The organism is Dehalogenimonas sp. NIT-SK1, assembly GCF_055384165.1.
Genome location: NZ_AP042352.1, coordinates 656,311 through 680,777, shown reverse-complemented (window position 1 = coordinate 680,777; position 24,467 = coordinate 656,311). Strand labels below are relative to the sequence as shown.

Genomic DNA, 24,467 nt, shown 5'->3' with positions numbered 1-24,467 from the left:
CCCGCGGGCGAATAAAAAAAGCTTTGTCGAGAACAACATGCGTCGTTGACACCGGAAGTATAGCCCTAAGAACTAGTACTGTCAAGATAATCTTGCTGTAAGTATTAGTACTTTTTATATAGTCACTTCGAGGTTACCAGTAATAATCCCACCAAATATAACCAACTCTGATAATTTGGTTAGGAACAACACTATTGGTGCTCAGTAAGCTCGGCGGTCAATGCGTCTATATCCTTTTTTAACTGCTGCTGCCGCCGGATCAAGAAAAACACGTATCCGAACAATACCAGCCATATTACCGAAAACACCGCGAACAGATAACTAATATTCTCCAAAACAGAGCCTCCTAATAATCACCCCGCGAGCGGAGTTCTTTGATTTTAATTTCCGCTTTCCTTAAGCCAATGCGCTGCCATAGTAACAACAAATACACGCAGGTAATTGCTGCCAGGCTGGTGAGTAATGCCGCCAGCATTTCAGGAGCCAGTCCTCCTGCAAAGATAACCGCGTCAGGATGCTGGGTGCCCCAAAGCTGAATAGCCAGCGCTACAATAGGAACATCAATAAAACCGATAATACCCACCACAGCGGCAAAACGAGCCGCTTTTTCTTCCTCTGGTATATAAGAACGTACTAGCAAATAGGCTATGTAGATAAGCCAAAGCACCAGTGAAGTAGTCAACCGGGCATCCCATGTCCACCATATGCCCCATATCGGCTTAGCCCATATTGAACCGGTTATCAACACCAGAGTAGTGAAAACTACACCCAGCTCGGCCGAGGACATGGCGACAATATCCCACTTCCGGTCTCTTTTCCACAGGTACATTATGCTGGAAATAAAAACCACGAAAAACGCCAGAAAAGCAACCCATGCCACCGGTACGTGATAGTAAAAAATTCGCTGTATTATACCCATGGTCGCCTCGGTCGGAACCACGATAAAAATCAGCAATAAACTAACTGTTACCAGGATGATGCTTAGTCCAAGTAAAAGATAACTTGCCTTGGGCGATCCTGCTTTCATCACATCCTCCGGAATTTATTCTTCCACGATATAACTGAATATCATGTACGACGCCGCCAAGAAAACGGCGTCAAAAGCGACCAGTATTTGAATCCAGGACATCATATCACCCCAAGGGGCGCCTGATAAGGCCTGGGCACTTGCTTTGACCGCGCTGATGATTACCGGGACAACTACCGGCAGAAACAGGATGGGCAGAATCATTTCCCTGGCCCGGGTGTTGACTGCCAAAGCGGAGAATAGTGTGCCTACAGCGGCGAAACCCAGTGTAGCCAGCACGGTTACCAGGATAATGGGCAGCGATAAAACCGGCAGATTGAACAGCAGAGCGAATACCGGCAGGGTCACCGCTTCCACCAGCAGCATGAACAAAAAACTGGATAGCATCTTTCCCAGGTAAATCTCTTCTCGGCTGACCGGACAGGCCAGCATCCCTTCCAGGCAGCCATTGTCTTTTTCAGGCATGAAAGTCCTATTCAACGCCAGCACACCGGCAAAAGAAAAAGCAACCCACAGGACACCGGGAGCCACCGCTTCCATAGCTGCCCGGTCAGTCCCAAAAGCAAAGTTAAAAACCACCAGCACCATCAGTACAAATACCAGTACCGATACAACGGTCTCCCGGGTACGCAACTCGGTCATTATATCTTTTTGCACGATGGCCCATACTTTGGTGAAAGTGGACTTCATGAGTATCCGCCGGTCAGTTCAAAATAGGCTTTTTTGCAGCCGTCCAAATCAATCGCGGTTGCGCTTGCGTCCAGCGCGATCTTGCCTTTGTTCATAATCACAACCCTGTCGGCCAGCTCCAGTCCACGTTCCATATTGTGGGTGGTGAGAATTACCGTAGTCCCCTCCCGCCGGATAAGATCCCACAACATGACAATGCCCTGCTGGTCCAAACCGGTTTCCGGTTCATCCATGAGTAGAATTGAAGGCCGGTGCAGCAGTGACCTGGCAATCGAAACACGCTGCTGCATCCCCCGGGAGAAAGTATCCACGCGGTCATGCAGGCGATAGGTCATACCCACCATGGCGGCGGCTTCCGCAGCGCGGTGACGCGGGTTGTCAACATCATGAAGCCTGCAGTAAAATTCAAGGTTCTCACTGGCCGTCAGGCTGCCGTAGAGGAAACTCTGGTGACTGACCACCCCAATTTGTCGCCTGACGGCATCAGGGTTCTCATTTAAGGAAACCTCATTGATTCTTACCTGGCCGGAGGTTGGCTTCATGACAGTGGCCAGGATCTTGAGCAGAGTGGTCTTGCCGGCGCCATTCGGCCCGAAAACAACCATCGTTTGCCCTTGTGGTATTCGCAGGTCAATACCCTTCAAGGCCGGACGGTGATTAAAGGACTTTACCAGGCGGTTGACTTCAATGACCGGGTTGTCTTGGCCTTGCCCGACATCAAGTGATTCCTTAATCTTTTCCTTCATCCCGCCGAAGCCTCAAGATGGCTTGTTTCAGTTCTTCCCGTTTTTGCCGGTATCTATCTTCAGCAATTTCCCCATCTTCATATTCATCATCCAGCCGGGCAATCCGCTGTAAAAGTTTGTCCTCACTCACAACTGCTTCTTCCCCGTTCCCGGTTTTACCCTTGCCGCGGCTTACAGCGAATATGAAAAGCGCCAGCATAAGAATAATTGCTCCAAAAACCAGCAGCACCGGATTGGTTTCTCCCGAATTGAAACCGGATAGCTCCATGACCAATTCCTCACCGGCGGCAATGCCGCTCCCGGTAAAATAATCGTAAGAAGCCTCTTCAATTACCAATGGTTCATTCTGATTCAGTTGGGGAGCGTCGATATCCTTGGCTCCCTGCACTAAAAACTCGTATTTATCCTGCGGGAATTCTACTTCACGTTTAAATGAATAACGGGATTCCGAAGTGTGAATATGATAGGAATATGTAACCGGGGTATAACCGGGAATAATAGGGGCCGAATAAGCAAGTCCCGAATCAGTAAAAAGGGCGTTGTCCCCCATCTCCGGCCCCAGCTGCAGATGCTCCGCTTCAGCCGGTATGGGCAATAATGCCGTTACTTTTTCATCACCCAGTACCGGAACTGAATCGGAGCCGGTATAGGTGTATTCACCGCTGTTATTCAAAATGAAAAACTCGGTAACGCTCAGGCCTTCCGCGTCAATGGTGATAATGGTGTGTGATAAAGCGATGCTTATTTCTGATGCGTCATCTGTTGTTTCATACACATTGACTTCGGCTGAGAGCTCCAAATTTTCTTCGGTAAAGCTGAGAGCCTCGCTGTAATAGGTTATACCGAGATATTCAACACCGACATAGTAAGTATAGGAGGAATTGGTATCCAGGTTATGAAATACAAATCCCGCTTCATCATCCACCGGACTAGTCTGGGTCTCTGGTTCATCGCTCTCCGGTGTATACAGCTCTAAAAAGACCTCGGCGATATCCGGGGTTTCTCCACCTGGTGAGGCATTGCTCAGTTGCCCGGAAATTGTACCATCATTCTCCGCGGCGACCGGATAAACTGAAGACAGCGCCAACAGTAATACCGGTACCAAACCTGTAATCAAGTGTTTCAGCAATATCTTCTCCTAGCTACTCACTCGTTTACCGCAGTCGGGACAAAACCGGGCATCGGGTATCTGTGGACTGCCGCAATACGGACAGAACCGTCCCTTCTTACTGCGCCGCAATCTACTCACCTGACTTTCAATATCATCACCCGAAGTATCGCTTACCGCCTGTTGACGTTGTAATTCATCCAGCTCTTTAAGGATAGATACCGCCCGATTTTTGTAACGATTCTCCAGGGTTAAATAATCTTCTTCACTTAGAGTGCCTGATTTATAATCGTTTTCGGCCTCTTTCAGCAGCGCGTAAGTATGATCTCGGCGGTGCTGGATTTCTTTTAAATCCCCGTTATCATTGGCCAGTAATTCAGCATTCCGGCTGCGAAAAAAAGGATACACCACCGCTGCGAAGGCGGCTGCCGTTAATAGTATCGCTGCTGCTATGGTCATTCATTCACCCCGATTCACCCGTCGGTCAGGTTATTGACTGCCGCCTGTCCGGCCAAAAAGAAACCAATCCGCCGACAATAACAATTATACCCCCGATCCAGACCCACAGTACCAGCGGATTTACCCTTATTTCAAATGAAGCTGAACCGGATTCATCCCAGCCAAGCAGGATAATGTAAAGATCTTCTATAGCGTTGCTTTGAATAGCTACTTCAGTTACCGGTTGTTGATAGCTGTAATGAAATATTTTCTCTGCGACGAGAGCTCCGGTCTCATTCCCGTTCTTGCTCACGGAGATTTCGGCGGTGACTACTTCCCTGCTGGGGGTAGTATAATAGTCCAGTTTTTCATAAGTCAGAACATACTGATTGATTTCCACTGAACCGCCTTCATCCAAAGTGGCGGTGGTCTTGGCGTCAAAAGCGGAGGAGCCAATAATACCCAGCGTCATAACCAAAATACCCAGGTGTATGATATATCCACCATAACGCGGCTTGTTTGACCATATCAGCCGGAAAAAAGCGGTGAAGAAATCCTCGCCCTTAACCCGCCTGCGGGAGCTTGCGCCACGGAACCACTCGGTAAAAATAGTCACCAGCACAAAGAAAAGCAGCGGGTACGCTACCAAACCGGTAATTTCCCTCATTCCCATGGCAAAAAGTAAAACTGCCAGACCCAAAGCCGCTATCAGAGGGCGAAGGAAATTTCGTATCAAATTCTTGTTGGTAGCTTTACGCCAGCCGATGATAGTGCAGATACCGGCAAGCAGAATAATGGTCAGGAAAATGGGACCGTTCACCTGATTGAAAAAATCAGCGCCCAGGCTGACCTCGGAACCGCCGAATAGTTCGGATATGGCTGGAAACATGGTACCAATGAATACGGTTACGGTAGCACCTACGAATAACAGGTTATTAAGTAGAAAAGTGCTCTCCCGGGAAACCAAAGACTCCATCTCGGTCTCGCTTTTAAGCTGACGGCTGCGATAAGCCAGTAAACCCAGCGCTCCAGCCATGATAATTCCCAGGAAGCCCAGGAACAGCGGGCCTAACTGCGTTTCACTGAAAGTATGCACCGAAGATAGAATACCGCTTCTGGTCAGGAAAGTACCGAAAATACTCAACCCGAAGGTAAATATAATCAGCAGCATATTCCACATCTTGAACATACCCCGGCGTTTCTGCATTTTTATGGAATGTAAAAACGCGGTAGCCAGCAGCCACGGCATCAGGCCGGCATTCTCCACCGGGTCCCAGGCCCAGTATCCGCCCCAGCCGAGCTCCACGTATGCCCACCACATACCAATAATAAGCCCTATACCCAGTATCAGCCAGGTAAACACGGCCCACCTGCGGACCACGGTCAGCCATTCATCTCCCAGCCGACCTTTAGCCAGGGCGGCTACGGCAAATCCGAAAGGAATTGTGAAACCTACATAGCCGGCCAGCAAGGTCGGCGGATGTACAATCATGCCGATGTTTTCCAGCAGGGGATTCAACCCGGTACCTTCGGACGGTGTAAAGGAAAGGGTGGCAAAAGGGTTGGATATCAATAGCAGCAGAATAAGGAAAAAACCCAGGGTGAACATATTCACTGCGGAAGCGTAAGGCACCAGTTCCCGGCCTATGCTGCGTTTGGTCAGCACAACTATTGAGGCAAAGATAGCCAGCAGCCAGGCCCAGAAAAGCAAGGAACCGTCATTTCCTGCCCAGAGAGCGCTTATCAAATAAGGCAGTTCCATGTCAGTTGAGGTATATTGCGCCACGTATTCTATATTAAAATTATGCGTCAGGATGGCAGCCAGCAGCACCCCTACCGCTACGGTCACCAGGCCACACGTTGCCAGCAGACTATTTCGGGCACTGGCCAGAAACACCGGATGCCGTTTCCGGGATCCATAAACAAAAGCCACGACAGAATATACGGAGGTTAAAAGAGCTAAAAGAAGTGCGATGTATCCTATATCAGCCATTACAATCTTTCTACGTTACTCAGCGGGAGCCGGTTCATATTTCGACGCGCACTTGGTGAGAATGGAAGAAGCTTCGAAAACACCTTCTGACGAGTAGCGCCCCTCCACAACCACATCACTGTCGGCCTGGAAAGTATCCGGTACTGCTCCATGGTACACCACTGTAATGGTTGAGGAAGCAACCTCGATGTCACGAATGACAAACTTAATCCCGGTTCCACCGCTATCCGTCTCTACCGTATCAGGTATTACTGTGCCATTAATGCGCACACTCTCGTCTTTAAGAATCTCTATCCGTTCCAAAAAGTCATTTACTTCGTAATAATAGGTGGCTGAATTCATAAAGCCGAGCCAGGCTAAAGACCCGATCGCCAGGAAAAGGACAATTCCACCGATAATGAATTTCTTTTTACCCATCAGGTTCTGCCTCTATAATTATCTTTCAGCTATTCCTTGATAACTTCCCAGGCTGTAGTATGACACACAATGCAGTCATCCTGCGGTCGACCCAGGTGACTGGGAGGTGATGGAAGCTTGCCGTCAAGGCTGTGACAATCAAAACAATAGCCTATCCGGCCTTCCAACGCATGCGGCGTCTTCACATAATCAGACTCTCCGGTATATTGTAGCATTGATGGCGGTTCGGGTACCAGACCCGGAGGTGCCAAAGAAACGATGCCGGAATCCAGCGTATAGTCAAAGTCATTGAAGGTTATAATGCTTTGAATATTAGGGAGTACCCACGCGGTAATCGGCCCCATGACCACCATAAAAGCCAGCAGGGCTAATCCCCATCGCTTGATCTGTCTTTTAGTGGCTTCGCTTATCGGTCTTCTCATAATTATTTACCTGCTGTATGGATGCCTTCAGCATTCTCGGCCGCCCATTCCATGTCACGCTGCAGATGGCAGGACAGGCAGGCAAAATCAAGAGTTACAAAATCTTTGGCTGTTGTCCCGTCTTCACTGAACATACTTGCCTCGGGATCGGTGTTAATTCGGAAAAGATGAGTTCGCACATCCCCCTGGTAAGGTCCGAGGACCTGGCCTGAGAGAGTCGCCCGCGGCATGTGACAGTCTTCACACTCAACGCCGACAATATCCATGGTGCTGCCGGCATAATCATCACCTATCTGCAAATGGCAGCTCTCACATTCGATTTTTACGGAGAACTTGCCTCGTTCATGCGGGTCATGGCACTTGACACAATCCGTGTACTGATGCGGCGAGGCCTGATGCTCATTATACTGACCATTCTTCAGTATAAAGCCGTTTTCCGCTGGGATGGTATTGATATCAGTGCCGCTGATATGGCACTGGCCGCAGAACTCAGCGCTGGAATCAATGCTGATGGTTTCTTTCTTCTCTCCCTCGCCCTGAACATGCTCCAGCGCCGAACCGTGACAGGCTTCGCATTGGACCCCTTCCAACACCCAGGTACCCACGATCCCCGGCAGACCATCCTGGTGGCCTTCAGGTGAGTACCCGGTGGCGTGACACTCACCGCAGGTAAAGGGTACCAATTCGTCCGGAGCATAATCAGACCATGTCCCGGTAAGAAGGTTATACTGGTTATTGCCGGGCTGACCTCCGGCTGAGGTTATCAGGTAGCCGTTATTATCTACATATAACGTCTTCCATGTATTGCCGCCAATCACATAACTGATAAGCTCCCAGGCATAACCCTGGGGAACCGGTATGGGGTTTTTACGGGCAACATCGGCTGTTTTCAATTTCCACGGGTTGCCGGATGTCACAAAATCATTGTGGATATCCGGATGGCAATCAAAGCACACATCGGAACCGGCATAACCAGCGGCGTGGAGGTCAGAAACCTGTTGGTCTCCATTGGCGTTATCCGCGGACTCTTCTTCATCCGCCTTGTCACAGGCCGCCAGTAAAACTAACATAGACATAAACACCGCGGTTATCCCGGTGATGAGCCATCTTCTTGTTGAAGCCTTTGTCATCCGTTACCCCGCTTTGCAGTAATCAAACATTTATCCGTCAACGGATAAATATGCAATTTCGTTTAGGTCTTAAGCACTAGTCCTTTGGATATAGTACATTAGAAATTTTACGGTTGTCAACCTCGCGTGGTTTAATCTCCGGTCGTAGGCTCGCCGCAATAGGCGCAGAAAGCGCCGCTGCCCTTGAGCGGCTGACCGCAGTGACGACAATATTTTGGCGAGCCACTTTTGTTACCAGTTTTTTTAACTTCCGGAGCAACTCCCCGTTTACCGGCTCGCCGCCGGGCAGCCCGGTTGTCCGGTTTGCTTCCTGTTTTCTTCAGCCATAATAGCCCACCCCCGATAACGGCAACGATTACCAGTCCAATAACCACCGAAATTATAATATCGGAACCGTCATCTTCGTTTACCTGCAGGGAAGGTAGTGTTTCGGTGCGGTAGTAACTTACTTCAAATTGCAGCGGTTCTCCCGCAGGCAGTTGGGATAAACTGTAATGATGAGAATCAAAACCTTCAGCATCCCGGAAAGGACTGCCTGCGGGAGAAACTGTGAACTCGGATGATTTGCGCGGCTCCTGGATAATTACTTCAATATTAGTAATTGGATATAAGGAAAGGAATTCAATATCAATCGTTTTTTCGGCGCTACCCGGAATAATCGGATCATAGTATTCCACTCGAAAAGTATCGGCGGTAACTTCGTAGCTTATCTCATCCCAGCCGGATATGGAAGAAGGCTTGCGGTCCGGCGGCCCTCCGGAATACACTCCCTGGGCATCAATTGAGCCGGCGGAGTACATCTGTGCCGCCTGGGGCACCAGAAAAGTGACTTCAGCCGGAAAATCAGTCCCTGTTATTTCACCTTCCAGCATGACCAGCAGACGAGGATCATCGTATTCCGGATAGATCCAGAGGGTGACGTTTTCATAACCGGTTATTTCTCCATCGTTCTCGGCAAATATAATTTCAGTACTTTGTAGTGGCCATAAATGAAAACATGCCAAAAGAACAATAGCTGATAACACCCTGCTGAAGCTTTTCAAAAACAGAACCTCCGATAGCAGTATTCGAGGTTTCTCAAAAAAATTATTTAAACCATTATATCGGCTTATTTCGGGGAATTCTAATTCAAGAACGTTTTCCTGTGACACTCGTTTGAATTAGAAGGGGATAGTAATTCTAATTTTTAAATTCGTTTTTATCATTACCTAAACCCAGGAGGTGTGCATTGTTTCCGGCTTGGGCTGAAGTTATCAAATGAACCATTGGTTTCATTTATCATATTTTCATTAAGCATAGATTAACTCTTAGAATGCTCCCCTGCGGAGCATTCGGATTAAATTAACTTTTTGGTTATTTACTACAACCTTTGCTAAAATAGTGATATAATATGAGTAACAAAAATAAATACAAGGAGTTCTAAAGTGGTCCAGGAAACAGCTGAAGAAGTGGTTGAGTTTTTTGAAGGCAGTAACAAATACAGGTTTGACGAGGTTTTGGAATTTTTTAAAGAACGGAATCATATTTCAGCCAATGATTTTAACGATATCAGACATCAGGCTGAAGTTATTTTAACCTATGATCTATTTGAACATGAGAGAGGAGTGGACGTCTGCTAGTATAATCCAGGCAGAATGGTCAAAGCTCCACCAAACCGCCATAAAGTGGCGACCGAGTCTGTTTAAAAAAATAAAACTTTCAGGATAGATTTTAACTTGGCTATCTAGATGGTTTGTACTCATTCAAGTGGTGACCTGACGCCCAAAACCGAATCCAAGTTCCTTTTGTTAACCTTCACTTGAGGTCAATCCGATAAAAGTACCATTCTTAACGCATTTTCGTAGTGGTAAACATACCCCATATCCCTGATTAACAACACATAAAAAAAGCTGCTTACTATATTAGAGTAGCAATGTTATATCCAGCTATCGTGCTAAATACGGGTTCAGCAACGGAGACTATATTATATAAGGGGAACGAGTTAACAAACGAGTAATGTCATCGGGGAGCGTGTAAAGTGGATACACTACTACACTCTAAAACTTCAAATTCCCGAGACTCCAATTTCATGTCTATAATATTCCAGTTGAAGAGCAGAATTGCCCCTTCTCCATGATATCTTAAAACAGGTTCACCGTTTTGGATGACCGTGCTTTCCGCTCTTGTCCAATCAACATTTCTTTCACCCCCTGTCCTGTTACAAACCCATAACGGGAGCTTTGTTTCAGCAGACAAACTTGTCCAATGTTCCATCGGCGGATATTTGTGCCCCCAAGCAGCGCTTTCAATTATCAATTGAGATTCTTTACCCGCCAATATTCTGCCATATTTTGTCTCCCAAGTATCAGCACATACTAAAAGTCCTATCTGTGTGCCTCCGACTAAAATTGGCTCCAAAGAATCGCCGGGTGACGCCCAGCCCTCCTCAAGTCCCGGATGGACTTCTATCTTACGATGGCGACCGATTATCCTGCCACACTGAATGACAAAGAGACTATTATAAAGTTTATTTGTAGTTACATCCCTTTCTGGGTATGATAAAAATACGGTTAAACCTAGACAATAGGTTAAGTTCATCAGTTCCTTCATCCATTCATCCGGTTGTGGCTGAATCCAACTAGTGCCTATAACATCTGAGAAATAATAACCTGAGATACACAGTTCAGGGGTTACTATCCAACGTGCACCGTTATCTGATGCTGTTAAAATAAGCTTTTCAATATATCTTCGATTAGCATCTACTTGAGCTGGGTATGGTTTAATGTGCAGCAAAGCTACTTTCAATTAGTAATCCAATCCTTTCCTCGCAGGAATTCCTTTATCGTATGGGTGTTTAATATTATCTAATTCCGTTACCAAATCAGCTGCATCCAGTATTTCCTTGCTAGCATAACGACCAGTTAATATAAGCTCTAACTTTTTGGGTTTATGCTTTATCAACTTCAAAATCTCTGACTGTGGAATCAATTCCCACGCTGCTGCGGTATTGGCTTCATCAAGCACTACCAAATCATATTCTTCGGTATAGATTTTTTGTTGTAGATGCTGAAGAAGATGAAGCGCTTTCAGATGGTCCTCTTCACAGATATCCTTTGGTCCAAATAGACCCGGGCGCCCAAAAATCTCGAATTCTACCCCAAGACGTTTCAAAGACTCATATTCCCCCAGATCGTGAATTCCCTTCATGAAGAAAATCATATACACCTTGAGCCCATAGCCCGCTGCCCTCATTACCGTTCCAAGCGCTGCCGAAGTCTTACCTCGGCCGTTTCCAGTGAATACCTGCACCATTCCGGTTTTGTCCATATCTTCTATCCTTCAATTTTAATTAGGGTTAGTATCGTAAAGCATACTACCATCCAAATTGCCATGCTCGCGCGATATATCGTGATTGCCCCACCGATTTTATCACTGGTTAGTTTATCTATAGGACTCCCGATTTCATAGCAGTTTGTTTTGTGGAGTTTCACGTTTAACGCCCCAGCCATGGTTGCCATCGGCCAGCCACCGTTAAGTCCCGGTGGTTTATTGTGGTCAACAAGCATCTTTTTCCATGCCATTTTGGCATTGTATTTCGTCAATATCGCTCCAATCACAATTAATAAAGCCGTTATTCTAGCTGGAATGTAACTAGCTACATCATCAAATCGAGCAGAGAATTTGCCCAGATATTCATATTGCCCATGATAACCAATCATGTTATCAGTCGTATTGGTCACTCGATAGGCGATTGCCCCGGGCACACCCAAGATGAGGTAGTAAAACAGAGGCCCAGTAACAAAATCCGAAGCATTTTCGGCAATCGACCGAATACTGGATGAAATGATAGCTGATTTGGATGCTTCATCCTTTTTACCCATTGAAGTAAAAAGCCCTTTCATTGAAGCCGGTACGGCTTCCTTAGCTTCGAGGATATTTATTGTTTTTCGTGCTACCTGCCATTGTTGTTTTAAGCAAAAAGTGGATTTCAATATTAAGGCACTAACGCCAATATACAACCAATAGTTGAGCCCTTCTAAAAAAGAAAGCAGAAACCAAGTGATAGATACAAATAATCCAAGAAGAATTATGTGAACCAACGACCCATATAAAAATTGAGCTTTGGATTTGAGATTCAAACCGCGTTTAATCATTAGATCCAATAGTTTGCCTGCCCAAACCGTTGGATGCACTCGTTCCGGATACTCCCCAATTATTAAATCTATTACCAAAGCCCCTAACAAAATAAGTAAAAAGTCCAATCTAGAATCCTCTAGAATTTTGAATCGCCTTGATAGTAGACGCTGTTACCGCTTTGGCCATCATTTCCCCTAGCTTGGTGTGCCCCCCAACATAAGTGTATTTGTGTTCAAGACCTGAGACCACTACTATTTGGTCCGTACCAGTACCAGTTGCCAGCCATTCAGGATTATAGGCACTATGTATGTCTAGTTCTTGAAGAGCTACGTTTTTAGCTTCAGTGACAGTGATAAAAGAGGACGCTAAGGTCGGGGTTTCCAGTAGTGCGTTGGTTAATACTATATTGTTAATGGTACCAATCTTTTCAAACTTACCATTACGTTCGATACCGGAGGCTTTGTCCTTTCCAATACGCATCGCATTAGTCTTAACGCCAGCTGTTGCTAAAGCCAATACCCAGAACTCCTCATATTCTTCCAGTGCCCATGCCGCATGTTCTTGGTCCATACCAGTGGATAGAAAAGTGATATCTTCTATATTGGTCTCGAACTCATCAAGAACTTCCTTCATTATCTGCCCGTATGTATCTTGCCAGCGTCTGGTTTCATCATGCATGTAGTCCCATAAATCACGGGGTACATGGCAATTACAGATGAGATTGGTCTCCTTAAAACCATGCCTGGTACTCAGCATCAGGCGCTTCTGTGGCAGTGTGACCGCTAGCGTATTTGTCCTTACTCCTATTGCATCATGATAGACTATATCTACCGTATCACCATTAAAGCAGCATAAGTTTCGTCGTTTTAGTGCGGTTAGTTCAATCATTAGATTCAATCCCCTTCCATTTTTCAATTAGTAGAGCCTGATTACCTCATACATCAAGTCTTTCTTTTCAAGTTTGGCTACTGTTTGTTGGGTGCAACTAACGTGGTTTAGGTGCTTTTTTGCCACCTCCACGGCTGATTTCATCTCTTCAGGAGTTGCTCTTCGCCAAGGATTATTCCCACCTGATTCAAAGTAAGCATCGATTCGGTAGGGAATGTTCTTATCAATAGAAGCAACATACTGAGCTATTTTCTCCGTCTCTTTAATGTCGATAAGCCCGGGGATAAACACACTTTCCGCTCTTAACTTGATTCCCATGTCATAAACTTCAGCAAAGTTTTGCAGTACCGTTTCATTTGAACGCAGTGTATAGCTGTGATAGATCTCAGGTGTAACAGCTTTTAGACTCATCACAACCTCATCAGTATGAGATAAGTCTGGCAGCTTAACTCCATTTGTATTGAGGGTGATATAGCAGCCAAAATTCTCTTTAAGCTCTTGAGTGATTACCCCATAAGCCGGGTCAATAGATGCCTCTTGGCCTTCAAAGAGTACCTCTTTAACTGGTACTTGGCTTAATATTGATATTAGTTTGTCCAAGAGAAGAAAATTCTTCGGGCTTTTCGGTGCCGGTAAATAGGGATCACGCATTACCACATCGAGATTCTCTTCAAGCGCTAAGCAGTTTATCTCCTTAAGACATAGACAACCGCGGCACCGCAGATTACATCCCCAGTGAAAAAGATAGGCTTTGGCTATCTCTGGAGCATAAGCTACATGATAGACGGTTGTTTGGGTCGCTATGAGTGTCTTCAATTTTTCCTCCTATAATAAATTTAGCCCCTCCGGAATGCAGGAGGGGCTAAATCTCTCTAGCACCATTCCCACCTTCCGTTACCACCAGAAGGGGAACAACCTAAAACACGGCGCTTTGCTGACTCGCAGATTTCACTGCACACAGTAGGCGGTACTGCGCCGGATTCTCACCGGCTTTCCATTCCGTTAGACCCTTAGAGGGGTTTTAGGTTTGTTTTGTTATTAAGGTACGGCCTGAGTTGGATTTTTTGTCACACCTCATTTTATTTGTAATAAGGATCATGCAGATAATGAATGCCGTTTACGGGGATGGGCTTGTCCCACCATTGCTCAACCTTTTCCTCAGGAGTTAGACCATAACCAAACGCATCATCCATATTTGTGAAAAAGGAGTTGAGCCCAGATGTTGTACCTATGGTAGCCTTAATAACTTCATGTATAGATGCAAAATCTTCTTTGCTGAATACGCAGACAGCTTGACACATACCACAATAAGTGTCACTCTCTTTCCAATACTTATTACACTTGAAATGGTTAAAGTACCAAGTTTTTAAGCCAGGATTATTGAAAAGTTCTGGTTTAACCAAGTCATAATCTGGAGTTATCTCCCAACTTGGGTCCCTGACAGCTTGAAGTGCGCCAGAGGGGCAGGTATCAGCACATTTAGTACAAGTATGACAGAATTTTCTTGCTCCAAAATCAATTGGTTTACCGGGCGCAACCGGAATATCAACTATATTCATTGTGGATTGTCTTATCATCGGTCCCCATTCAGGCGTCACAAGATGCTGTAATCTACCCTGCTCTCCTAAACCGGTCATAACACCCCACCCAACAATCGGACTGTTACCTTGAATATTTTGAGTTATTGACGAGTAACCCAATACCCTCAAAAAGCATTGGAGGCGGTATTGAGCAATATCACAATTATCATATGCCTGTCCTGCTCCACCATCTGAAAGATAACCTGGACGTGCCGAAGCATTAAGTGATTGACGAACCGTGTGGACGACAGCAAATCTAGATGAATTTGGAATAATTACCTTATTAGCTGCAGCATCAAATACAGGTTTTTCAGGCCCATCTTCAAAATTGAGAGTAGGATAGGGTGGTTGAGGCATGTGGGTCCATATCAATTTCTCTGTGTTCTGAGGCAAAATTTCCCCAAAAGATATGCTAGATGCTCCGAATAACCGTAAAGCTTGGCTTATCATTAGCGAAGCTTCTTCCGGAGTGCCTTGCCATTTTGGTACACCAAGCACTTCTGGAGTGGGCATCATTGACCAACCTTCGACATATTCCTTTGCTGCCGATGGTTGTTGCATGCGGTATCGAACACCCGCCCAACCACCAAGCTTGATGGCTTGGTCTCTCAAATACCAGCCTTCTTTACTTGAGTTGGTCATATAAGCTGTGGTTTCTTCTCGAGCTTTGGCTCTTATTTCTTGAGCTTCTTCTTGCGTCAAGTGCGCATTGAAGTTATTATATTTAGCTTTTTGAAATCTCTGCATTGTATTCCAGTCAATCTCAACTGTAGGCTCATCTACCTCCTTAACCCACCATGGACGCTTATACAACGACTGTTTTGCATCTGACAACAACTCATCAACATCTTTGAATTGTGGTGATAACAGTGCCGCAGTACCGAGGCCTGCTCCCGATAAGCCAAGAGTTTTCATAAAATCTCTTCTACTCATCATCGAATGGAATTTGCTCATGGTATACTCCTTTCAAATAAACACTATGCTAAACAAGCATACTATTGAGGAAGTATATGATATTAATTCTTTAAATGTCCTAAATTGGCGTTAAATTTTCTAAATATTTTCTAAATAACCCTTAAATAGGGATTCACCCGACACATTCATTTATGAACCGAGGTGTTATAAGCTCGAAGGAGGATAGGTTATGAGTAATCTAGAATAACTAAAAGGTGAATTGAATACCACTAAATTGTTGGAGGTAAATGATTAATAAACCCAAACATTTAGCAACGCAAATAAAATTCAATATAAAAATGGCAATACTTAGCCAGTATCAATAGTATTAATAGATTCGGGATGGTATATATAACCAATACCTGATACGGTCTCAACAGAACTAGTGGGCATATCCTGGTCTCTCTCAATTTTTCGTCTTATTTTACCTACGAAAACGTGTAAATATTGTCGGTCATTTATATACTCAGTACCCCATATTTTTGCTAAAAGGTGCTCGTGAGTTAAGATCTTGTTTGGATTTAACAAGAATTCCTTTAGAAGAATAAACTCTGTTGGCGTAAAATTGATTTCTTTTTCATCTACAATTACTTTTCGGCTAACCAGATCAATCCTAATTAATCCGGAAATAATCGGTTGTTGATTATTATTGTAGTTATCTATTAGATTGATTCTCCTCAGAATTGCACTCACTCTCGCTAAAAGTTCTTCAATCCCAAAAGGCTTTACTAGGTAATCATCAGCCCCTAATTTAAGACACTTTACTCGATCCCCAATTTCACCTTTTGCACTTACAACAAGAATTGCTACATTTGTCCATTCTCTCAGAAGGCGAATTATTTCATATCCATCAATTTCCGGTAACATAATATCTAAAATAATAAGGTCTGGCTGTTCTTTTTCTGTTATTTCAATCGCTTCATGACCACTATTCGCAACAAAGATTTCATAACCCTCAGCTCGCAAATTTGCAGTTATAAACTTTGATATTGTCAAATCATCGTCAACAATTAATATTTTTGAATTCAACATTATCGTAGTTTCTCATCAAAAGGAATTTCAACATAGAAAGTGCTACCTTTTTCCAGAGTGGAATCGAAATATATAACACCATTGTGGGCTTCAACAATAGCACGACATATAGCTAGTCCCAAACCAGTCCCTTTAACACTTGACTTTCTACTAGATTTTACTTGAAAAAAACGGTCAAAAATATGAATTTGTTCATCTGGACGAATTCCTGTACCACTATCTTGAACAGAAAATATCAATCTTCCATCTTTATTTGATTTGGCTTCTATCGAAACACAGGTGCCAGGTGGAGAAAATTTCGAGGCATTCTCTACAAGATTTACGATTACCTGCCCGATTCTAGTTATATCGACATAAATCTTGGGCACTCCTGTTTCTATCACAATTGATATTTCATGCTCGGACAATATGTGTTTAAGTTCCCCTAATATAGAATCGATTATTTCAGAAGGATGAAAATAATCGAATTCAAAACCCATCGTTCCTGACTCGAGCCTAGTCATATCCAATAAGTCATTTATTAACCGATTTAATCGATCAGTTTCCCTGTTGATACTTTCCAGAAATTCTTTCTTTTCCTTTTCAGTCCAATCTACGTTAGCACGAAGTAATGAAGTGACTTGGCCTTTTATTGAAGTTAGCGGAGTTTTTAGTTCGTGAGACACCATAGAAAGTAATTCGGACTTTAACCTTTCTGATTCACGTGCATTAAATGCTTGAATTTTTGCTGCCTCAATTTCTGATTGTGCTTTTTTATATTCTGTAATATCTAGTAAAGAAGCAACAGTCATTTTTGTATCAACTAGCGTATCAGAATTTATTAAAATATCATGCTTCTGATTAAAGTTATCTATCCATTCAAATTCATATGTAGCAGGGTGTTTGTGGTGTGGATCAGCTTTTCTCTTATCAGATATTCGCTTCATTTGCTCTAGGTATTTAGGATCAATAAACTCCATCCAACTACGCTTGCCTTCTAGCTCCCATTTTTCACAACCAGCTAACTTGGCAAAGCGATTATTGACTAACTTAAGAACGCAATTTTCATCATCAATTGCCATTGCCGTACCAGAGGTTTCAAAGATAGTACGATAGAGTTTTTCAGATTCACGTAACTCTTTTTCCATCATATGGTGTTTGGTGATATCTCTAGTAATACTGAGGATAAAATATCTATCGCTAATTTTCACCTTTTTTGCATGGAATTCAACAGGGGTAATCCCACCATCAGGCATTTGGTATTCCAAACCATCTGACTCCCCATAACCGATTAAACATATCTCCTCATATTTTTGTTTAGCCTCTTCGACTTTATTTCTGGGCCTTAATTCCCATATTTTCATCTCCTTAAGTAGATTAATTGGTCTTCCCGTTTGTCGTTCGAATTCTGGGTTACATTCTAAAATTTTTCCTGTATCACAATCAGCTAATACAATACCATCTCTAGCTTCATGAAATATTATTTCATATTTTTTTTCTAAAGCACTTGATGCTTTATTGTCGTTCATTTCCACCATAACGTTATAATAAACCAATAAACACGCATTGGTAAAGATTCTTAACAATTGTTACTGACATGACCATCCCTGGACGGCACAAATTTAAAGTCGTTACGATAAATTTGAGGTGAACCCAGCTTTTCGTCAATAAGCGAAATAGGACTGTTTTTATTAACTAAGGCTGATTGCTCAATTAGGCGATGTTAATGAAACCCTTCAAACCTCTACCTTTTCTCTGAACAATTCATACACAATACGGTTTCGAACTATCGTGTCTGTATTATGTGAAGTGGATTATTGCTAGTCGTTATCCTACGCAACAGACGTCTCAACTCATAAGCCCTTGGTCGGTAGTTCAAATCTACCCGCCACCACCATTATAGAGGATCATTTTTGGTCCTTTATTGAGCCTTTCTTAGCTTAAGGCCATATGATTGGTAACGTTCTGTTATGTCGTGAATCGTTCTTTTGGTTATTTAAAAACAATGCTATCTATTGGAAAATAAAAGGAGACGGAAAGTAGAAAAGCTTTGATGATAGCGGAAAATTGTCATCAAAGCGATTTAGTACTTTCTCAGGAAAAACTCATTAACAGCCATTTAGCGTGAGTCTTTGCCATAAAACCGACGTAACAACTCCATGAAAACGCCGAGAATTGGTAGCGCATACGGGATTCGAACCCGTGATTTCTGCCTTGAGAGGGCAGCGTCCTAGGCCGCTAGACGAATGCGCCGAAAGAAACTGGCTGGGGATCCAGGATTCGAACCTGGCTATGCAGATTCAGAGTCTGCTGTCCTACCGCTAGACGAATCCCCAGCGCGAACGACGAACATTATAACGAAATCAGCCCAACCCCCGCAACATTGCGCGAGAGTCAGGCTGAAAATTGTCGCTTATTATAATTACTGCTTAGGCCGGGTTGTGGGTCATAAAACCCCAGAAAAGGACATAGGCAATTCCAAAGGTAACAAACGCGGTACCGGCAATAACAGCTAAACCTACCAGATTATCGAGCAATCCCTTCAATTTAAGCCCCTCCAGTAAACATTTTCTTAATAATACCGCCTGCCGATGGTCAAGTCAAGGTTTTATCTCTAAAGTATTAGTACCTTTGTTTATTGACACTCCGGCGGTTAAAGAATTATTCTTAATCCAAATGAACGCTCGATATGATCACAAACAACTGGAATCGACTATCGGTTTCAAATTTAATAGTCCGGCTATTTTGGAACAGGCGCTTATCCATAGCTCTTACGTCAATGAAGCCCCCGATAATACCCTGGTGCCCAACGAGCGTCTCGAGTTTTTAGGCGATGCGGTACTGGGGCTTTGGATTACCGAGCGTCTCTTCAAAGTCTATCCGACAGCCCCGGAAGGAATCCTGACCAACTATAGGTCTATTCTAGTAAAACGGGAAACGCTGGCCGGCCTGGCTGCGGCTATCAACCTTGGTGATTATCTGTTTATGGGACGTGGCGAATCTTCTTCCGGCGGACGCCAAAAACCGGGTAATTTGGCCTGCGCGCTGGAGGCATTGATCGCCGCGGTTTATCTTGACCAGGGCTATGCTGCCGCCGGTGAGTTTATTGACCGTATTTTTCATGACTCCTTTGAACAACTGGATGGGCTGAGCCGTGATACCAATTACAAGAGTCGCCTTCAGGAGCTGATACAGTCCATCCGCCACACCTCGCCTGAGTATGTCACCATCACCAGTATCGGGAAGGCCCATAAAAAGTCTTTTACCGTTGAAGTCCGGCTCGACGGGCAGACGCTTGGCACCGGTCGGGGCGGCAGTAAAAAAGAAGCGGAGTCGCTAGCTGCCCGTGATGCTTTATCACGATTGCCGCCCCCTTTACACCCTGCCGAACCTTTGTTACCATTAGACCGAATGAAATAAATATCTTATAGAGGATACTGAAATGGGACAACGAGACAAGAGCGGAAGAGAACAAAAAAAGTCTAAGAAAGATTCCAAAAAACCGGCGGTAACCGGTGAGTTCGTCGCTCCCCCCGCGGCGGTTGAGGTCATCAAGGCCAAGGGTAAAAAAGCCAAGGGCGAATAAAGGCGGCTCACCCGATGGTCCAAACGAACTCCCAGGCAGTACGCGTAGTTCTATATGGCAGGGTTCAGGGAGTGGGTTTCCGTGATTTTGCTCTTAATGAAGCCCTGAAATTGAACCTGAATGGTTATGTAAATAATCAGACCGACGGTTCGGTTGTGGTATTCGCAGAGGGCCCGCTTCACGCGTTATCAAAATATCAGGGGATATTGAGAAAAGGCCCGGCGTTGGCCAGCGTAAAATCGTTGGAAGCCGATTACCTGCCTCCAGCTGGCTATACGGATTTCAAGATCATCCAGCAGTAATTTTTTGTCCGAAAAACCTAGGGGAAATATCCCAGTGCGTCCTATTTCCGCTAGATCTCAACTTCCTCACGACCCAGTTTGATGTTCTCCATGTAATCAGCCCTGATACCCAGGGACTCAGAAACTTCCAGGTCGACCTCAAAAGGTTTGCCCATGAATATCTTCCCAACTTCATCCGCGGTACCATGAACCGGGTCATCGTCAGTAACAAATTTTTGCTTCGCTTCCACAATTCCCATATCAAAAGGAAGTGTAAAATACAGGTCTGCCAGGACTTTATCCAGCCCCAGTGCGTGCAGATTTCTCCAGCCGTCTTTAGCCCCGCCGTATTTTACTACCGGCAGCAGAGACATCAGATTGGCAATACTCATATGCCCCTGCCCTTTAACCACTTTTAGGGGTGATACACTTATCAAGTAATCACTTGATAATATGATATTCGGCACCCAAAAAGTAGGGATAATAAATGGCTTGGTAAGCGGGTTGTCTACCTCAACCCAGTTGGAATCCTTCACATCCAGGGTAAGTACCCGTGGGAAATCATAACCCAGGGACTGGTACACCGGCTGTATTGGGGCGCCGTTCGGTGTACCGTCTAAAATAACTATATCGGCATCACTTATCCAACGGATGCCTTTGATTATCCGTGCCAGTAAATCACGGCTGGTTGATACCGGATATCCGGCGCTGTAATGGGCGGATGGTTTTATCAGCACCCGCCGGGCCCGTGATATGGACTCGGGGGCTTTAAAATCGAAATGGGCGGCGTTGTGTATCAATTTGCTTTCCTTTTCTTGTTTGTACTGTCCTGGCAATGTATGAATGAATATCGCCCTTACGGCTAATTTTACTTATTTAAACTTAAAGCCAGCCGTTCTTTTTCTACGGTTTCCCTGGCCTTGGCCAGGTCACCTTCATTGTTAATATTGAAAAACGATGTATGCCCCGGATCAAAACGGTTAATTTCGTCAGCTTCTACGTAGCGCACCCTGACTTTCTCAAATAACCGGCTGACGCTGTACACTCCTTCATCCAACAAATACTTGGCTTCAATCAGGCACTTTTTGCCATATATGGCGTGGAGCGGCTCCACTTCACTGCCTAAACGCGGCACTACCGCGTCATAACCGGTTGAAACCTCTTTCATGTATTTCAACAATCCGGCGTTTAAAAACGGCATATCACAAGCCGTCACCAGGTTCTTCTCCGAGCGTGAATTTAGCAAACCGGTATAAATACCCACCAATGGTCCGCGGCCGGGATAAGCGTCAATCACCAAACGGACACCACCGAAATCATCAAGCCCCAGTTCCGTATTATGCGGACCGGTTACAATAATTATTTCAGTGTCCAAAAACAAAAGCCTTGAGACGGCACGTTGAATAAGTGTCTGCTGCCCTATCTTCTCAAGCGCTTTATTACGACCGAGGCGCAGGCCCCTGCCGCCGGCCAAAACAATTCCACTTAAATCCAAATTATGGTTCAGGCTCAACTAGAGCCACTCCTATAATTAATTTTACCATAAAAGTCAATAGTTCCCAGTTTTTGTTGCCGGTCACCGAAAATTACCTGAGGTATTCCGCCAGCTATAATCGACTGGTTTGACACGGAGCGGGCCTTAATTTATTCTTGGTTATCCACCTTAGAGAGGCTGTATTGAAACAAAAACTTCTCTCCGGTAATGAAGCCATAGCCTTAGCGGCTGCGCATTCAGCGGTGAAAGTCGCCGCGGCCTATCCCGGTACTCCCAGCACCGAAATCCTGGAAGCCGTCGCCCAATTCCCGGACATCTACAGCGAATGGTCATCAAATGAGGCTGTGGCCGTTGAAGTTGCCCTCGGGGCAAGTTATACCGGTGTCCGAGCTTTAGCCTGCATGAAGCACGTCGGCTTGAATGTAGCCGCTGACGCCTTTATGGCTGCCGCCACTACCGGCATCCGTGGCGGGCTGGTTATCGTAGCCGCCGATGACCCCGGTATCCATAGTTCCCAGAATGAACAGGACAGCCGGAATTACGCTCGGTTGGGTAAAGTTCCCTGCCTGGACCCTTCAGATTCACAGGAAGCCTATGACTTCACCAGGCTGGCGTTTGCCTTAAGCGAGGAGTTCGATACCCCGGTACTGCTTCGCCCCACTACGCGCGTATGTCATGCCAAAAGCATCGTTACCCTCGCGGATAACACCCCCGCTGAGCGTACCCCTAAGTTCGTTCATGAACCATCTAAACTAGTCATGCTGCCGGGCGCCGCTCGGGGGCGAAAACCGGCCGTAAACCAAAGAATGTCCAGGCTCGCCGAATACGCGGAAAACGCTCCCTTCAACCATTCAACCGGCGGTTCCGGGGAACTGGGCATTATTTCCAGCGGCATCGCCTTCCATTACGCCCGAGAAATAATGCCGGACGCATCCTTTCTTAAACTGGGAATGTCTTATCCCCTGCCTGAGAATAAGATTCAGTGTTTTGCCGATTCCGTCAAATCGGTTATGGTTATAGAAGAAAATGATGATTTCCTGGAACAGCAGGTCAGGTCAATGGGCATCAAACCCATCGGCAAGAGTGTTTTCCCTGTTGGTGGGGAATATTCGCCCGATATTATACGCGCCGCTGCTGCCCGGGCCGGACTGGTACAGGACAATCACGGCAACCGCCCTGACGCCGCAGAGCTGGTAAAACGTCCTCCCCTGCTGTGCGCCGGATGCCCGCATTCTGGAATATACTTCACCCTGAGCAGCCTGGGGCACCGCTCGGTTCTGCCCGGCAAGCAACCTCGGGCGCCTAAACTGACCATCTGCGGCGATATCGGCTGCTACACCCTGGGCGCTTATCCTCCCCTTTCAGCCCTGGACACCTGCGGCTGCATGGGCGCTGGTATTTCACAGGCTGCCGGTATGGCCAAGGCTGGCGTAGATGAAAAACCACTGGCGGTCATTGGCGACTCTACCTTTATGCATTCCGGCATCAACGGCTTGCTTAACGCCGTATACAATGAATCCGATATCTGCTTGTTAATCCTGGACAACGGCACCACCGCCATGACCGGTCACCAGGGGCATCCAGGCTCAGGACTGCCTCCTGGAGGGAAACCCCGCAAAAAGGTCATCATTGAAGACCTGGTTCGTGGCGCCGGGGTAAACGACCCGGTTATCGTGGATGCCTTTGACCTGAAATCAATCCGCAAAGCCGTAAAACAGGGACTGGAAGCTGAAGGACTGGAGGTAATTATCGTCAGGGGTGACTGCCCGACGCTGACCAGGAAGTGCGGCCGGCCACTGCGGATAACCGAAAAATGTGACAACTGCGGAGCCTGTCTGCTCATCGGGTGCTCGGCTATCCGGAATGACAAAGGCGCGGTTGAAATTGACCCCGATGCCTGTGTTGGTCAGTACTGTACAATATGTGCTCAGGTCTGCCCCCGCGGGGCTATTGTAGAAACGGAGCCGTCAGCATGAAGGGCAAAAACATTTTAATCGTCGGTGTCGGCGGACAGGGGGTGGTGCTGGCATCAAACATGGTAGCCGGGGCTGCCCTGAATGCCGGATTTGACGTCAAAAAAACCGACACCCTCGGCATGGCACAGCGGGGCGGCAGTGTAATCAGCCACTTGAGATACGGTCAAAAGATCGACTCACCGTTGATACCGGCCGGAGAAGCGGACCTGCTGCTGGCCTTTGAAAAACTGGAAGCTGCCCGGTGGGCGCATTACCTCAAGCCGACCGGTGTAGCCGTCATCAATGACCTGGAATTGCCGCCGCTGGCCGTAACCCTGGGAAACGGGGAATACCCCGCTGATAATGAACTTATTGCTATTTTCCGAAAATTCACCGATTCCATTTACCTGGTACCGGCCACCGCCGCGGCCGAAAAATTGGGCAACAGCAAAATGGTCAACACCGTCCTGCTGGGCTACGCTGCCGGATTCCTCGAAATTGAGCCGGAAATCCTCGAAAAAACCATTGCCGACGCCTTGCCCGCTAAACTTAGACAACCCAACGCTGAGGCTTTTACCGCCGGAAAAAACCTCAGCCCGCTGGGAATATAGCGGGCTGACTCAAAGGTTC

Annotated in this window: 27 protein-coding genes and 2 tRNA genes; 6 read left to right on the top strand and 23 right to left on the bottom strand. The window is 45.8% G+C overall.

Annotated features, from left to right (window positions below; translation table 11 throughout):
* Positions 1-191 precede the first annotated feature (191 nt).
* The 11 genes from ACZ48S_RS03610 to ACZ48S_RS03560 all read right to left on the bottom strand — a co-directional run bounded on the left by ACZ48S_RS03610 (position 192) and on the right by ACZ48S_RS03560 (position 9,014).
* Entirely contained in the window at positions 192-335 is a 144-nt protein-coding gene (locus tag ACZ48S_RS03610) for a CcmD family protein (protein WP_464214163.1), read from the bottom strand.
* 11 nt (positions 336-346) lie between these two features.
* Positions 347-1,027, bottom strand: a complete 681-nt coding sequence (locus ACZ48S_RS03605; protein WP_464214161.1) for a cytochrome c biogenesis protein — start codon at positions 1,025-1,027, stop codon at positions 347-349.
* 15 nt (positions 1,028-1,042) lie between these two features.
* Positions 1,043-1,717: a heme exporter protein CcmB gene (locus ACZ48S_RS03600; protein WP_464214159.1), complete on the bottom strand. Its 675-nt coding sequence runs from the start codon at positions 1,715-1,717 to the stop codon at positions 1,043-1,045.
* Positions 1,714-2,463 carry a heme ABC exporter ATP-binding protein CcmA gene (gene ccmA / locus ACZ48S_RS03595; protein ID WP_464214157.1) on the bottom strand — a complete coding sequence of 250 codons (750 nt, stop codon included), beginning with the start codon at positions 2,461-2,463 and terminating at the stop codon, positions 1,714-1,716. The genes ACZ48S_RS03600 and ccmA overlap by 4 nt, the downstream gene beginning before the upstream one ends.
* The gene (locus ACZ48S_RS03590; protein WP_464214155.1) at positions 2,447-3,592 is read right to left on the bottom strand and encodes a hypothetical protein; all 1,146 of its coding nucleotides are present in this window, start codon (positions 3,590-3,592) and stop codon (positions 2,447-2,449) included. The genes ccmA and ACZ48S_RS03590 overlap by 17 nt, the downstream gene beginning before the upstream one ends.
* A 9-nt stretch (positions 3,593-3,601) precedes the next feature.
* A complete protein-coding gene (locus ACZ48S_RS03585) occupies positions 3,602-4,030 on the bottom strand; it encodes a zinc ribbon domain-containing protein (RefSeq protein WP_464214153.1) in 429 nt (142 codons plus the stop codon).
* Positions 4,031-4,055: 25 nt separating this feature from the next.
* Positions 4,056-6,002, bottom strand: a complete 1,947-nt coding sequence (locus tag ACZ48S_RS03580; RefSeq protein ID WP_464214151.1) for a heme lyase CcmF/NrfE family subunit — start codon at positions 6,000-6,002, stop codon at positions 4,056-4,058.
* A 15-nt stretch (positions 6,003-6,017) separates the two neighbouring features.
* Positions 6,018-6,419 (bottom strand): cytochrome c maturation protein CcmE, encoded by a 402-nt coding sequence (locus ACZ48S_RS03575; protein WP_464214149.1) that lies wholly within the window; start codon positions 6,417-6,419, stop codon positions 6,018-6,020.
* A gap of 29 nt (positions 6,420-6,448) precedes the next feature.
* Positions 6,449-6,841, bottom strand: coding sequence for a hypothetical protein (locus ACZ48S_RS03570; protein WP_464214147.1), 393 nt, complete (start codon positions 6,839-6,841; stop codon positions 6,449-6,451).
* Between the two features lie 2 nt (positions 6,842-6,843).
* Complete coding sequence (locus ACZ48S_RS03565; RefSeq protein ID WP_464214145.1) at positions 6,844-7,971, bottom strand: cytochrome c3 family protein; 1,128 nt, start codon at positions 7,969-7,971, stop codon at positions 6,844-6,846.
* Between the two features lie 131 nt (positions 7,972-8,102).
* The gene (locus tag ACZ48S_RS03560) at positions 8,103-9,014 is read right to left on the bottom strand and encodes a zinc ribbon domain-containing protein (protein ID WP_464214143.1); all 912 of its coding nucleotides are present in this window, start codon (positions 9,012-9,014) and stop codon (positions 8,103-8,105) included.
* A gap of 381 nt (positions 9,015-9,395) precedes the next feature.
* Here ACZ48S_RS03560 and ACZ48S_RS03555 point away from each other — a divergent pair, with 381 nt between their 5' ends.
* Positions 9,396-9,590, top strand: a complete 195-nt coding sequence (locus ACZ48S_RS03555; protein ID WP_464214141.1) for a hypothetical protein — start codon at positions 9,396-9,398, stop codon at positions 9,588-9,590.
* A 379-nt stretch (positions 9,591-9,969) separates the two neighbouring features.
* Here the strand turns inward: ACZ48S_RS03555 and ACZ48S_RS03550 are convergent, their stop codons facing one another.
* The 10 genes from ACZ48S_RS03550 to ACZ48S_RS03505 form a co-directional block, all read right to left on the bottom strand.
* Positions 9,970-10,755, bottom strand: coding sequence for a carbon-nitrogen hydrolase family protein (locus ACZ48S_RS03550; RefSeq protein ID WP_464214139.1), 786 nt, complete (start codon positions 10,753-10,755; stop codon positions 9,970-9,972).
* A complete protein-coding gene (locus tag ACZ48S_RS03545) occupies positions 10,756-11,277 on the bottom strand; it encodes a cob(I)yrinic acid a,c-diamide adenosyltransferase (protein WP_464214137.1) in 522 nt (173 codons plus the stop codon). It lies immediately after the preceding gene.
* Between the two features lie 5 nt (positions 11,278-11,282).
* Positions 11,283-12,212: an adenosylcobinamide-phosphate synthase CbiB gene (gene cbiB, locus ACZ48S_RS03540; protein WP_464214135.1), complete on the bottom strand. Its 930-nt coding sequence runs from the start codon at positions 12,210-12,212 to the stop codon at positions 11,283-11,285.
* Between the two features lies 1 nt (position 12,213).
* Complete coding sequence (locus tag ACZ48S_RS03535; protein ID WP_464214133.1) at positions 12,214-12,975, bottom strand: adenosylcobinamide amidohydrolase; 762 nt, start codon at positions 12,973-12,975, stop codon at positions 12,214-12,216.
* A 27-nt stretch (positions 12,976-13,002) separates the two neighbouring features.
* Positions 13,003-13,791, bottom strand: a complete 789-nt coding sequence (locus ACZ48S_RS03530; protein ID WP_464214131.1) for a radical SAM protein — start codon at positions 13,789-13,791, stop codon at positions 13,003-13,005.
* A gap of 263 nt (positions 13,792-14,054) precedes the next feature.
* A complete protein-coding gene (locus tag ACZ48S_RS03525; RefSeq protein ID WP_464214129.1) occupies positions 14,055-15,509 on the bottom strand; it encodes a reductive dehalogenase in 1,455 nt (484 codons plus the stop codon).
* A 309-nt stretch (positions 15,510-15,818) separates the two neighbouring features.
* Positions 15,819-16,541 carry a response regulator transcription factor gene (locus tag ACZ48S_RS03520; RefSeq protein ID WP_464214127.1) on the bottom strand — a complete coding sequence of 241 codons (723 nt, stop codon included), beginning with the start codon at positions 16,539-16,541 and terminating at the stop codon, positions 15,819-15,821.
* Positions 16,541-18,049: a sensor histidine kinase gene (locus ACZ48S_RS03515; RefSeq protein WP_464214125.1), complete on the bottom strand. Its 1,509-nt coding sequence runs from the start codon at positions 18,047-18,049 to the stop codon at positions 16,541-16,543. The genes ACZ48S_RS03520 and ACZ48S_RS03515 overlap by 1 nt, the downstream gene beginning before the upstream one ends.
* Before the next feature lie 647 nt (positions 18,050-18,696).
* Positions 18,697-18,773 (bottom strand) — tRNA-Glu (locus tag ACZ48S_RS03510).
* A gap of 9 nt (positions 18,774-18,782) precedes the next feature.
* A tRNA-Gln gene (locus ACZ48S_RS03505) sits at positions 18,783-18,856 on the bottom strand.
* A gap of 340 nt (positions 18,857-19,196) precedes the next feature.
* Between ACZ48S_RS03505 and rnc the strand changes: the two genes are divergently transcribed.
* The 3 genes from rnc to ACZ48S_RS03490 are packed head-to-tail and all read left to right on the top strand — an operon-like array spanning position 19,197 to position 20,408.
* Positions 19,197-19,940, top strand: a complete 744-nt coding sequence (gene rnc / locus ACZ48S_RS03500; protein WP_464214123.1) for a ribonuclease III — start codon at positions 19,197-19,199, stop codon at positions 19,938-19,940.
* Positions 19,941-19,962: 22 nt separating this feature from the next.
* A complete protein-coding gene (locus ACZ48S_RS03495) occupies positions 19,963-20,106 on the top strand; it encodes a hypothetical protein (RefSeq protein ID WP_464214121.1) in 144 nt (47 codons plus the stop codon).
* 14 nt (positions 20,107-20,120) lie between these two features.
* A complete protein-coding gene (locus ACZ48S_RS03490) occupies positions 20,121-20,408 on the top strand; it encodes an acylphosphatase (RefSeq protein WP_464214119.1) in 288 nt (95 codons plus the stop codon).
* 50 nt (positions 20,409-20,458) lie between these two features.
* Here ACZ48S_RS03490 and ACZ48S_RS03485 read toward each other — a convergent pair whose 3' ends face one another.
* Together ACZ48S_RS03485 and mobA are read right to left on the bottom strand one after the other, a co-directional pair.
* Complete coding sequence (locus ACZ48S_RS03485; protein WP_464214117.1) at positions 20,459-21,187, bottom strand: DUF362 domain-containing protein; 729 nt, start codon at positions 21,185-21,187, stop codon at positions 20,459-20,461.
* A gap of 68 nt (positions 21,188-21,255) precedes the next feature.
* On the bottom strand, positions 21,256-21,900 hold the full coding sequence (gene mobA / locus ACZ48S_RS03480) for a molybdenum cofactor guanylyltransferase (RefSeq protein WP_464214115.1): 645 nt from the start codon (positions 21,898-21,900) through the stop codon (positions 21,256-21,258).
* Between the two features lie 164 nt (positions 21,901-22,064).
* On the opposite strand from mobA, the gene iorA reads away from it, so the two are divergent.
* Positions 22,065-23,858, top strand: coding sequence for an indolepyruvate ferredoxin oxidoreductase subunit alpha (gene iorA, locus ACZ48S_RS03475; protein ID WP_464214113.1), 1,794 nt, complete (start codon positions 22,065-22,067; stop codon positions 23,856-23,858).
* The gene (locus ACZ48S_RS03470) at positions 23,855-24,448 is read left to right on the top strand and encodes an indolepyruvate oxidoreductase subunit beta (RefSeq protein WP_464214111.1); all 594 of its coding nucleotides are present in this window, start codon (positions 23,855-23,857) and stop codon (positions 24,446-24,448) included. The genes iorA and ACZ48S_RS03470 overlap by 4 nt, the downstream gene beginning before the upstream one ends.
* The last annotated feature ends 19 nt before the right edge of the window (positions 24,449-24,467 follow it).